This is a genomic window from Acidobacteriota bacterium (assembly GCA_018001935.1).
Classification (GTDB): domain Bacteria; phylum Acidobacteriota; class JAAYUB01; order JAAYUB01; family JAAYUB01; genus JAGNHB01.
In genome coordinates this window covers 67,320-78,745 of record JAGNHB010000022.1, presented here as the reverse complement: position 1 = coordinate 78,745, position 11,426 = coordinate 67,320, and the positions used below count along the sequence as shown (strand labels likewise).

6 protein-coding genes are annotated in these 11,426 nt (G+C 68.1%); all 6 read left to right on the top strand.

All coding sequences use genetic code 11. From position 1 onward, the window contains the following. Nucleotides 1–263: 263 nt before the first annotated feature. The 6 genes from iorA (at nt 264) to KA419_10455 (ending at nt 11,245) form a co-directional block, all read left to right on the top strand. Complete coding sequence (iorA, locus tag KA419_10480; GenBank protein MBP7866365.1) at nt 264–2,045, top strand: indolepyruvate ferredoxin oxidoreductase subunit alpha; 1,782 nt, start codon at nt 264–266, stop codon at nt 2,043–2,045. Between the two features lie 3 nt (nt 2,046–2,048). Beyond that, entirely contained in the window at nt 2,049–2,627 is a 579-nt protein-coding gene (locus KA419_10475) for an indolepyruvate oxidoreductase subunit beta (protein ID MBP7866364.1), read from the top strand. 436 nt (nt 2,628–3,063) lie between these two features. Beyond that, nucleotides 3,064–8,877, top strand: a complete 5,814-nt coding sequence (locus KA419_10470) for a hypothetical protein (protein ID MBP7866363.1) — start codon at nt 3,064–3,066, stop codon at nt 8,875–8,877. A 26-nt stretch (nt 8,878–8,903) separates the two neighbouring features. Beyond that, a complete protein-coding gene (locus KA419_10465) occupies nt 8,904–9,740 on the top strand; it encodes a hypothetical protein (protein MBP7866362.1) in 837 nt (278 codons plus the stop codon). Nucleotides 9,741–10,049: 309 nt separating this feature from the next. Beyond that, entirely contained in the window at nt 10,050–10,247 is a 198-nt protein-coding gene (locus tag KA419_10460) for a hypothetical protein (protein MBP7866361.1), read from the top strand. A gap of 296 nt (nt 10,248–10,543) precedes the next feature. Further along, complete coding sequence (locus KA419_10455; GenBank protein MBP7866360.1) at nt 10,544–11,245, top strand: transposase; 702 nt, start codon at nt 10,544–10,546, stop codon at nt 11,243–11,245. The last annotated feature ends 181 nt before the right edge of the window (nt 11,246–11,426 follow it).

The window sequence follows — 11,426 nt, the reverse complement described above, 5'->3', positions numbered from 1 at the left end:
CCGTCGCCCCCTCGCCCCGTGCCGCCGCCCCCTCGCCCCGCGTCACCGCCCCCTCGACCCGCCCCGCCGGCCCCCCTTGCCTCGCCCGGCTGCCCTCTCTGTCCTTTAAGTCCTTTAGGTCGTTTTGGTCCTTTGGTCCTTTCCTTCCTCTTTTTCTCCGCCCTGCGAGAAGCTCTTTCGGATTGATTGTTCGCGACCCGGAATTCTGGTAAAATGCCTTTCTGAATGCAACCTGCAGCCAACCTGAGAGACGGAGGTAATTCATGGAAAAGAAGTTGCTGTCGGGCGACGAAGCCATCGCCCGGGGCGCGTGGGAGGCCGGTGTCCGTGTCGGGGCCGCTTACCCCGGCACGCCGAGCACGGAGATCCTCGAGAACCTGTCCCACTACCCCGAGATTCAGTCCCAGTGGTCGCCCAACGAGAAGGTGGCCTTCGAGGTGGCCGCGGGGTCGTCCATCGGCGGCGCCCGGACCCTGGCCGCCATGAAGCACGTGGGGGTCAACGTCGCGGCGGACCCCCTCATGACCTTCGCCTACACGGGGGTGAACGGCGGGTTCATCCTGGTTTCGGCGGATGACCCCGGCATGCACTCGTCCCAGAACGAGCAGGACAACCGGCAGTTCGCCCGCTTCGCCAAGATCCCCATGCTGGAGCCCTCCGACTCGCAGGAGTGCAAGGACTTCGTCCGCGAGGGGCTCGATCTCAGCGAGCGTTTCGACACCCCGGTCCTCCTGCGGATCACCACCCGCGTCGCCCACGCCAAGAGCATTGTGAACGTGGCGGGGCGAACCGAGGCCCCGCTCCGGAACGCCGAGAAGGTGGACCGCCAGAAGTTCGTCATGCTCCCTTCCCACGCCCGCCAGCGCCGCGTGGTGATGGCGAGCCGGGAGAAGGAGCTGCGCACCTTCGCCGAGGCCACGCCCCTCAACCGGCTCGAGTCGGGGGACCCCTCCGTGGGCGTCATCACCTCGGGCGTCTGCTACCCCTACGTCAAGGAGGTCCTGCCGGAGGCCAGCATCCTGAAACTGGGCCTCACGTGGCCGTTGCCGAAAAAGAAGATCCGTGAGTTCTCCGTCTCCGTCCAGCGCGTGTTCGTGGTGGAGGAACTGGACGCCTACCTGGAGGAGCAGATCCGCGCCATGGGCATCCCGGTGGAAGGCAAGCTGTTCTTCCCCGAGATCGGGGAGTTCACGCCGGAGATCGTCCGGGGCGGTTTCGCCCGGGCCGGCGTGGTCGCCCTCCCCGAGCGCCGGGTTCTGCCGGACGTGGGCGAGATGACCCCCCGCCCGCCGGCCATGTGCCCCGGCTGCCCCCACCTGGGCGTCTACCTCGCCCTCGGCAAGCTCCGCGGCGCCACGGTGACCGGCGACATCGGCTGCTACACCCTCGGCGCTATCCCGCCCGTGAGCATCATGGACACCTGCATCTGCATGGGCGCCTCCATCTCCGCCGCCATCGGCATGGCCAAGGCCCGGGGCACGGGCAGGAACCTCGTGGCCATCATCGGCGACTCCACCTTCCTCCACTCCGGGATCACCAGCCTCCTGGACGCGGTCTACAACCAGAGCGGGATCACCGTGGTCATCAGCGACAACCGGATCACCGCCATGACCGGGGGCCAGCAGCACCCGGCCACGGGCTTCACCCTCATGGGGCAGCCCACCACGGCGGTGGACCTGGAGGCCATCTGCCGCGCCGTCGGCGTCGAGCACGTTTTCCGGGCGGACCCGACCAAGCACAAACCCTTCTTCGAACTCCTCAAGCGCGAGGCGGAGGCGGACCACCTCTCCGTCATCATCACCAACCAGCCCTGCGTCCTCTACCCGAAGAAGGTCGCGCGCCCGAAGTACCGGGTGGTGCCGGACGTGTGCATCGGGTGCGGCCAGTGCCGGAAGTCGGCCTGCCCGGCCCTGTCGGCCTCGGTGGAGAAAACCGCCAAGGGGATGGCGAAGACCGCGCTCAATGCAGGCTTGTGCACCGGGTGCGCCCTCTGCGTGTCCGTTTGCCCCGTGAACGCCATCCAACCCCTCGAGAAAGGAGAGTGAGCCATGAACAACGGCATCCGTAACATCCTGCTGGTGGGTGTCGGGGGACAGGGCATCATCCTGGCCAGCGAGGTGATCACCGAGTTGGCCATGCGCGCCGGTCTCGACGCCAAGAAGAGCGAGGTCCACGGCATGAGCCAGCGGGGGGGCGTGGTGAGTTCGCACGTCCGCTTCGGCCCGAAGGTCCACTCGCCGCTGATCGAAGAGGGGCAGGCGAATATCCTGTGCGCCTTCGAGATCCTGGAGACGCTCCGCTGGCTGCACCACATCCGGCCGGACGGGATCGTTCTCGCCAACACCCAGCGAATCGTCCCGCCCATCGCGACCTCGGGCCAGGCCCACTACCCCGATGACCCTGCGGGGACGCTCCAGTCCCTCTTCCCCGGCGCCGTGCTGGTGCCCGCGGCCGAGATCGCCCGGGAACTGGGGAACGAGCGGCTGGTCAACACCATCGTCATGGGGCGCCTTTCCCGGGAACTGGATTTCCCGGCGGGACTCTGGCAGGAAGTCCTGGCGGAGTTCGTGCCCCCCAAGGCCAAGGAGCTCAACCGCCAGGCCTTCGAACGGGGTCGGAACCTCTAGCGAAAGCGCACCGCGCGGGTTGGCCGTCGTTCCGTCCCCGGGTCGCCGGCGCGGCGCGCCCCCCGGACTGTCCCTGCGAGAGGGCACTCACCCCCCGGTTCGCCACCCGTCCCCGCGTGGGCACCGATGGGGTGCCCGCCGCCCGAACCCGCCCGGATGGGCGGACCTGGCCCCACCGTTGCACGATTCCCCCGCTTCAAGGCGATCCGGCTTGGAGCCGACGCCCGGGTCACCTGTTTGACTGCAAAAGGGCGGGAGAAACGAACCCTCGACCGGTGATTTGTCTCCCTACTTCGGTGATTTTTCCCAGCTGCGTTTTGATTTAACTCCCATAAGATGAGAGCAGAATAAGGATGGATCCCCAGTTGGCGGGGGCGCAGAGGCCGCCTGCCCCGTTGGGCCGACGGGTCTGAAAACCAATTTGAAGGAGGGAGCGATGAAACCTGCCGGGACACTCATGAAACGTCCGGTCATCCTGGTGCTTGCGGCCATCCTGGCGTCGTGGGCGGCTGCCGCCCCGGCGGCCGGTCCCCGGCCCTGGACCGTGATGGTTCTCCATGCCGGCCCTTCGGCCGCCGACCCCGCGATCGACGGATTTTTCCGGGAACTCTCCGAGGGGGCCTCCGACGAGGTGAATGTCCTTCTGGCCACCAACTACCCGGTTCGGGCCGACCAGCCGGATTTCAAGGGCTACTACCACCTCGTCGGGGGTGAACCGGCGCGTTTCGAGACGGCCCAGGCCGTCCCCGCCCTCGACCCGGCGACCCCGGAGGCACTGTCGGCCTTCCTGGAATACGCCCGGGCGAACCGGCCGGCGGAACGTTACGCCCTGGTCCTGGCGGACCACGGCGCCTCCCCGGGTGCGGGGAATCTCCTTGACGGCGTCCTGCACGACGTTCAATCGGGGAAGGTGCTTCACCTGGCGGACGGGACGGGGCTCGTCCCGGTGCTCGACCAGTGGCGTCTGGCGTCCGGTTGCCCGCTGGACCTCCTCTGCCTGGCCGGCCCCGGCCGGTTGCACTGGGAAAACGCCCTGGCCCTCGGGGATCGCGCCCTCCGGTTGACGGGCCTCGAGGACCCGGCGTCCGGCACCTTGCCCGGCCTGGGGGCCTGGCTCTCCCAGATTGCCGTCGATCACCTCGATCGCGACCAGGCCGCCGTGCGGCTGGCCCAAATCGCCTCGAACGAGGGGGCGAAGGGTGCCACCGCCCTCGACCTGCAGGCCTTCCCCCCCCTGGGGAGCGGCATCCACACCCTCGCCATGAAATTGCTCCTGGTGCGGGCCGGCGGTCAAGCGGACGCCCTCGGGGGCCTCCGGGCGTCACTCCCGACGCTGGCGTCAACGGACGGCCTCGAGTTCACCGATCTCGGCCGGCTCCTGGACCAACTCGTCACCGGGGGCTGCGGCGCACCCGCCGCCCAGACGGCCCAGTCTTTGAAATCCCTCTGGGCGGGGGCCGTCCTGGCCCATTTCCCGGACCCTGGTTCACCCAGCACCACGGGCCTCGCCATCTACTACCCCGCGGCCCCTTCCGACTACAAGACCCTCTACGACGGCACGGTGGCCGCCGCCACCACCATCTGGGACAGCTTCGTCAAGGGGCTCTCCCTGCTGGAGCCCGGTGACCACCTTCTCATGAGTTCCACCAACGGTGTGAACCTCAAGCTCGGCGACGAGGACCCGGTCCTGGTGGACGCGGTGGTCCAGGCCCTGGACGCCGAGGCCGACGAGATCCGCTTCGGCGGCTCGATCACCTTCGGCACCACCGGCTCCCTTTCGTTCTCCGGCCTGGCCCTCCGGCTCTCGACGCTCGTCGATTCCGGTTCCGTGCAGGTGGTCCGACACCCGGTCGTGACGGGGTGCATCCCCTCCGCGGCCCTGGGACCCTTTACGGTGGAGAATGTCACGGCGACCTGGGACGGCAAGGGGTTCCATCTCTGGGGGGCGCTCCGGGTCGACAACCTGGCCCTGGCGGGGACTTCCGTGGGGTTGAACGCCACCCTCGCCCTGACGGTGGGTGCGGACGGTTCCGTGAAGCTCGGCGCCCTCCAACTCGAAGACGTCACCGTGTCCAAGGGCGCGTTCCTCCTCACCGGCAGCGGGTCGATCGAGCCGGACCCCTACCGGGTCCGGTTCTCCGGGCAGGCCCAGTTCGGGGCCCCGGTGGAGGCGTCCCTGTCGGTCACGGACTTCGTGGCGACCCTGGACGGCCAGGTGCTCAGCTACGGAACAACCCAGTTCACGGCCGGCAACCTCTCGTGGGGTCACCTCGCGGTGTCGGGTGTGACGGTTTCCTGGAATGGCCAGGAGATCGCCTTCGGCGGGACCCTGTCCATCAGCGGTGTGAGCTTTCTCGGGGCCGCCGCGGGCTTCTCCGGGACGGTCACCGGCGCCTTCGGCCTGGCGTCCGGCACCCCGGCCCTGACCCGGCTGGAGGCGCCCGCGATCACGGCCGGCGTGGGCGACGTCAGCCTGAGCGGCAGCGCCCTCTTTCAGAACACGCCCGACCGCCTGTCCATCAGCGGGACCCTCTCGGCGGGCAGCGTCGGGACCTTTACCCTCGCCGGCCTGGAAGTGGGCCTCGACGGGACGATCCACAGCGCCGGCACCCTGACCTGGACGGGGCAGGAGATCCACCTCCGGGCCCTGACCCTCTCCAACCTCCAGGTGTCCCTGGACAGCCAGTGGATCGCCCTGAGCGGGACGTTCCGGGTCGGGGGCGTCCCCATCTTCGGAAAGACCTGGGCCATCGAGGGACACGGCGGGATCCGGCTCGGGATCCGCAGCGGCAAGCTCGACATCACCGGCTTCGATATCGACTCGGTGACGGTTTCGGACGGCAGCCAGGGGAAAGCGGTCCTCAATGCCGGCCTGTTCAACGGCGCCGTCACCTGGGACGAGGCGACCCGGTGCCTGGTCATCAACGGCCCCTTCCAGATCCCCAACCTGGGCACCCTCACCGTGACCGGCTTCATGCTCCAGTTGGACGGTACGGTGGTGCAGTACGGCTCCTGGGACTTCACGGGCGACGAGCTGGTTCTCGGCGGCCTGACCATCCTCAACCCCCAGGTCATCGTCTCCAACACCTGGTTCGGGGTTTACGGCACCGCGCAGATCGACAACCTGAACCTCCTGGGGAACTCCTTCCAACTCAAGGGTACCGTCAACCTGACCGCTTCCCTCGCCGGCGGTTCGCCTTCCATCACCACGCTCGCGCTGACCGGCGTCACCCTGGCGGGCCCGGGGATGACCTTCACGGGGTCCGCGGCCTGGGACGGGGCGGCCCAGACCCTGACCCTCACCGGCGGGGCGACATTCAACAGCCTCGGGACCTTCTCCGTGTCCGGCTTCAAGATCAAGCCGGACGGCACCGTCGTCAGCTACGGGACGTGGAGCTACCAGTCGGCCATCCTGACCCTGGGCGGACTGAAGGTCCTCAATCCCCAGGTCACCGTGTCCGACCAGGGCCTCAGCGCCCAGGGGACCCTCTCCCTTCCCAACGTGAGCCTCCTGGGCGCCGCCTGGACCTTCAACGGGGCGGTCAGCCTGACGGCGAGCTTCACCGGCGGGACCTGCACGCTGACCTCCCTGAGCGTCAACGGCATCTCCGCTACCTACGGGAACCTGAGTTTCACGGGCGGCGCCGCCTACTCCGCCGGCAACCCCGGCACGCTGACGCTGAACGGGACCCTCCAGACCCCCAGCTACGGGAATTTCCAGGTCAGCAACCTGGTGATCAACACCAACGGCCAGGTGGTCAGCTGCGGGACCATCAGCTACAACGCCCCCCAAATCAATCTCTCCGGGGCGACCCTCTCCAACCTTGCCATCACCCTCACCGGCAGCGGGTTGACCGTCGGCGGGACCCTGTCCGTGGGGAACATCGGCATCGCGGGCGGCGCCTGTTCCTTCTCCACGACCGCCACCGCCAGCTTCAGTGTTTCGTCGGGCACCCTCAAGCTCGTCTCACTCGCCGTGTCCGACGTCTCCTTCGGCGGGAACGGGTTCAGCTTCACCGGGTCCCTGTCCTGGAACGGGGTTACCCAACGCCTCCTCTTCTCGGGGAACTTCAGCTTCTCCGACCTGTTCTCCGGAAGCGTCACCGGCCTCGAGATGGGGCTGGACGGGACCGTCTACACGTTCGGCTCCCTGGCCGCCTCCGTCTCCCAGGTCACCGTCAACGGCTTCACGCTGCAGAACTTCTCCCTCCTGCTGACGTCCCAGCAGCTGACCCTCAAGGCGGCGGTGTCGGCCTCGGGGATCCCGCTCGCCGGCGGGTCGCTCTCCTTCTCCGCCCAGGCCACGGCCGTTTTCAAGGTGACGACCTCCGGGCTCGGCTTCCAGAGCCTGAGCATCGACCAGGTGAATTTCCAGTCCGCGTTCTTCTCCCTGTCCGGGGGCGTGACCATCCTGTCCTCGCCCACCCGGCTGAAGATGAACGGGACGATCACCATCCCCGGCTACGGGAGCCTGGCGGTCACCGGCCTGGAGATCGGCCTGGACGGCAAGGTCTACAGTTACGGGTCGGTGGCCTGCACGCTGCCCTCCCTGACCATCGGCGGGTTCACCCTCTCGAACCTGACGGTGGGCTGGAACGGGACGGCCCTTTCCATCGGCGGGTCGATCGGGATCGGCAACATCCCCATCGGCGGTTCCAAGGCGTCCTTCTCCCTGGGCGGGACGGCCTCCTTCACGTACCAGACGTCGAGCGGGTGGAGCCTCGCTTCGTTCAATAACCTCACGCTCAGCGGGGGTGTCGGGAACTTCACCGTCACGGGCACCGGAACGGTGATCCCCGCCCTCTCCTGCGTGGAGATCACCGGCAAGTTCACCTTCGGCAGCTACGGGGCGCTGACCGTGTCCGGCCTGAGGGTGCGCCAGAACGGTTCCATCCTGTCCTACGGCCAGGTTGCGGGGAACCTCTCCAACCTGAAGGTCGGGGCCGTCACCTTCTCCAACATCACCGCCGGCCTGAGCGGTTCGCAGGCGTCCGTCTCCGGCACCGTGGCCCTCGACACGACGAGCGTTGACCTCTCCGCCTCCGGCCAGGTTTCGCTGACCATCGCGAACGGGGCGGTGAAGGTCAACACCTTCAACCTCACCGGCCTCTCCGGCAGTTTCAACGGCTTCTCCTTCAGCGGGAGCGCCGTGTACCTGAGCGCGTCCGGGGCCTTCGACATCAGCGGCAGCGTGGCCCTGACCCAGGCCTTCAACGCCTCGCTCCAGCACCTGGTGGTCACGACCCAGGGGACGGTCCTCTCCGTGCAGGCCGTGACCGCGGGCCTGAAGATCGGCGGGTACAGCTTCGGGGGCTCGGTCAAGTTCCCGGCGGCGGGGCAGGTGGAGATCGCCGGCTCCTTCGGGATGCCGTCCTTCCTGAGCGGCAGCGCCGCCGGCGGGAGCATCAAGCTGAAGAAGCACCCGGGCGGGGGCGTCCTCGGGTCCGGGTGGGACGTCCTGGCCGGGTCCATTTCCATCCCGTCGTTCAAGATCGGGGGGTACAGCTTCGGCGGGGCGAACTTCACCTGCGACCAGACCCACGTCGCCGGCGGGGCGAAACTGAGCATCCCCGCCATGGCCACCGTCGAGTTCAGTTTCGACATCGGGTGGAACGGTCAGTTCAACGGCGCCTGCCTCATCGCCTCCGGCATGAAGATCCCCCTGGCCAGCACCGGGCTCTTCCTGGCCGGTGCGGGGGGGTGCATCTACCATCACACCACCCCCTCCGACTACTGGGAGATCATGCTGACGGGGACCGTCACCGACGCCACCGGGATGCTGGGCATCAAGGCGGTCCTGGAAGTGGAGACCACCGGCCACATCGTGGGCACCGGCACGGTCCTGGTTTCCAACTACCCCTTCAGCTCCGCCCAGGTGGACATCAACATCCCGGCGAAGCAGGTCGGCTTCAGCGCCTGGCTGGGCCAGGACCCCAACACCGGGATCGGGGCGTACGGCTGCTACATCCAGGGCCGGCTGGGGGCCACCTTCAACTGGGGCGGCCCCTGGGTCATCGGCAGCGGCCACGTCGGCCTCGAGGTCTTCGGTTTCGACTTCCTGGGCGTCTCGGCCGCCTTCGGCGTGAACTACCCCTACTACCCCTACTCCTACGGTTCCTACAGCTGCGAGAAACTCCGGGGGAGCGGGGTCTCCGCGGCGGGCGAGATGTGGTGGGGCTGCGCCTACGGCGGGACCATCTGCCGGACCGGCAGCGGCTGGGACGTCGATCTCTTCTCCTGCTGCGACTGAGCACCGGGACAGGCAAAGGAGGCAACATGAACACGCAATACGGCAAACACATCATCCTGGCGGGTGTCCTGGCCCTGGGGTTCGCGGCGGTCGCCGAGGCCCGGGCGCCGATGGTGCAGCTGGGGTCCCCCGCCCTGCTTCGGCCGGGGAACCAGTGGACCTACCAGGTCGTCACCCGGGACTTCGACGGGGCCATGTCCGAGGGTTCCCTGAAGATCGCGGTGGAGGGGGAGGACGGCGGCGGCCCCGTGGTGTCGTACGACTTCGCCTTCCGTGACAAGTCTGTCGGGACGCAGGTCCGGGTCACGCCCGAGGGTCGGGTTACCCACTTCCGCCCCTCCCGTTCGTCCGGTTTTCGGGAGTACCGTTCCTCCGGGCCGAAGAGCACCGAGGCGGCACGTCCGGACGGCGAGGCCCCGGGCGTCGTGCTGCGCGACGGCGCGGTCTCGGACCTGGGGGTGGAAAGCGTCCTGACCTCCGCCGGCGAGCACCGCTGCCGGCACACGGTGGAAAGGTCGGAGTCGTCGGTCCAGGAGAAGGGCCTCAACGTGGTGATGATCACCACCACCCGGCAGCAGACCCACCGGTGGCTCGACACCGGCGCGTCGGGGCCGTGGGTGGTGAAACAGGAGACCCGGACGGTGGTGGAGGTCCGCTACGTCCACACGCTGGACCCCACCCTCGACCTCTCCCACCTGTTCGAGGAAAAAGAGCGGGTCGAGACCTACACGCTGGTCGGGACGGCGTCCGGCGGCCCCGGCCCGGCCCCCGGCGGCCCCCGGGTGCCGGGCCCGGCCCCGGTTCCCGCGTGGCCCCCGGCGCCCGCCCAGGCCGCCGGCACCGTCGCGGCGCCGGTTCGGTGATGAGCGCTTGAGAGGATCTTCGACGAAAGCAATCTTCGACTGACACCCAAAAACGCCAAGGGGCCCGCTGACAAGGCGGGCCCTCTCTTTCTCAGTACGCCGGCCGAGCCGAGGCCGGCGCGTGGATATGGCGGAATCAAGGGGCAAGGACGCGATCCCGGCCGCTCCTCCCCGCAGGCACCGGCCCCGGCGCCACCGCGCGCCTCGGCTCGGCGCGCGTACGGTCTTCCGTAACCCGGTTTCATTTTGGTAGAATGAACTCAGGAACAATCCGGTTCTTCGGGCACTCCAGCACAGAGGAGGTGTGTCATGCTGATCGAGATTGACGATGACGATCTGCGGCTGATCCGGATGCTGCTCGAAAAGGAGGAGGGAGACACGCGGGTGGAGATCCACCATGCCAAGCGTTCCTTCGAATACCGGGAACACCTCAAGGAACGAGAGAAGCAGATTCGGAACTTGCTCGACCGGCTCCACCTTCCCCGTACGCCGGCCGAGCCGGAGTAGCAAGCTACGCCGGCCGAGCCGAGGCAACAGGGTACGCCGGCCGATCCGAGGCCGGCGCGTGGATATGGCGGAATCAAGGGGCAAGGACGCGATCCCGGCCGCTCCTCCCCGCAGGCACCGGCCCCGGCGCCACCGCGCGCCTCGGCTCGGCGCGCGTACGGTACGCCGGCCGAGCCGAGGCCGGCGCATGGGCATGGCGGAATCGAGGGTCAAGGGCGCGATCCTGGCCGCTCCTCCCAAGGCATCGGCACCGGCCCCACCGCGCGCCTCGGCTCGGCGCGCGTACGGAGGTGGTTGTGACCCGAGGCAGGACCCTCACCCTCTACCGGCATCGTCTCCCCCACTGGGAAGTGGAAGAAGGCCGATACTTCGTCACGATCAGCCTCTCCGGCTGCGTACCCCATGACATTGCGGAGCGCATACACTCGATCGCCCAGCGGTTGAGGGACCATGAAGAATGGGACAGGGATGCCTTTCACCGGAAGGTATTTCTGGAGATGGAAGACTGGCTTCACCGGAATGCGGACCGGCGTGAACTCGAGCAGTCGGACATCGCCGCAATGGTCATGGAGGCGATCCGTTACCGCCAGGAAAGGGAGCAGTGGCGGGTTCTCGAGTACTGCGTCATGCCGAATCACTTGCACCTGTTCGTCCAGTCTCTGCTGGGGGCCGAGAGGGGGGCGATGATGGACAGCCTTTCGCGCTTCAAGCGGTGGACAGGTCACCAGGCGATGAAGCTGCTGGGCAGGCACGGGGAATTCTGGCACAACGAGTGGTTCGATCACTGGTCCCGTACCGGGGAGGAGGACGCGAGGATCAGGGCCTACATCCGAAACAACCCCGTCAAGGCGGGGTTGGTGACGGACTACCAGGACTGGCCATACGGCTCATGGGCTGGAAAGTGCGTCGGCCGAGCCGAGGCACCGGAGTACGCCGGCCGAGCCGAGGCCGGCGATTCGGGACAAGGAAATGAAGGGGATGAGGGGGAGAAGGCCTGAGCCCCTCAAAGGCATTGGCACCGGCATCACCGCGCGTACGGTACGCCGGCCGAGCCGAGGCCGGCGCGTGGGCATGGCGGAATCAAGGGTCAAGGGCGCGATCCCGGCCGCCCCTCCCAAGGCACCGGCCCCGGCGCCACCGCGCGCCTCACCTCGGCGCGCGTACAGTACGCCGGCCGAG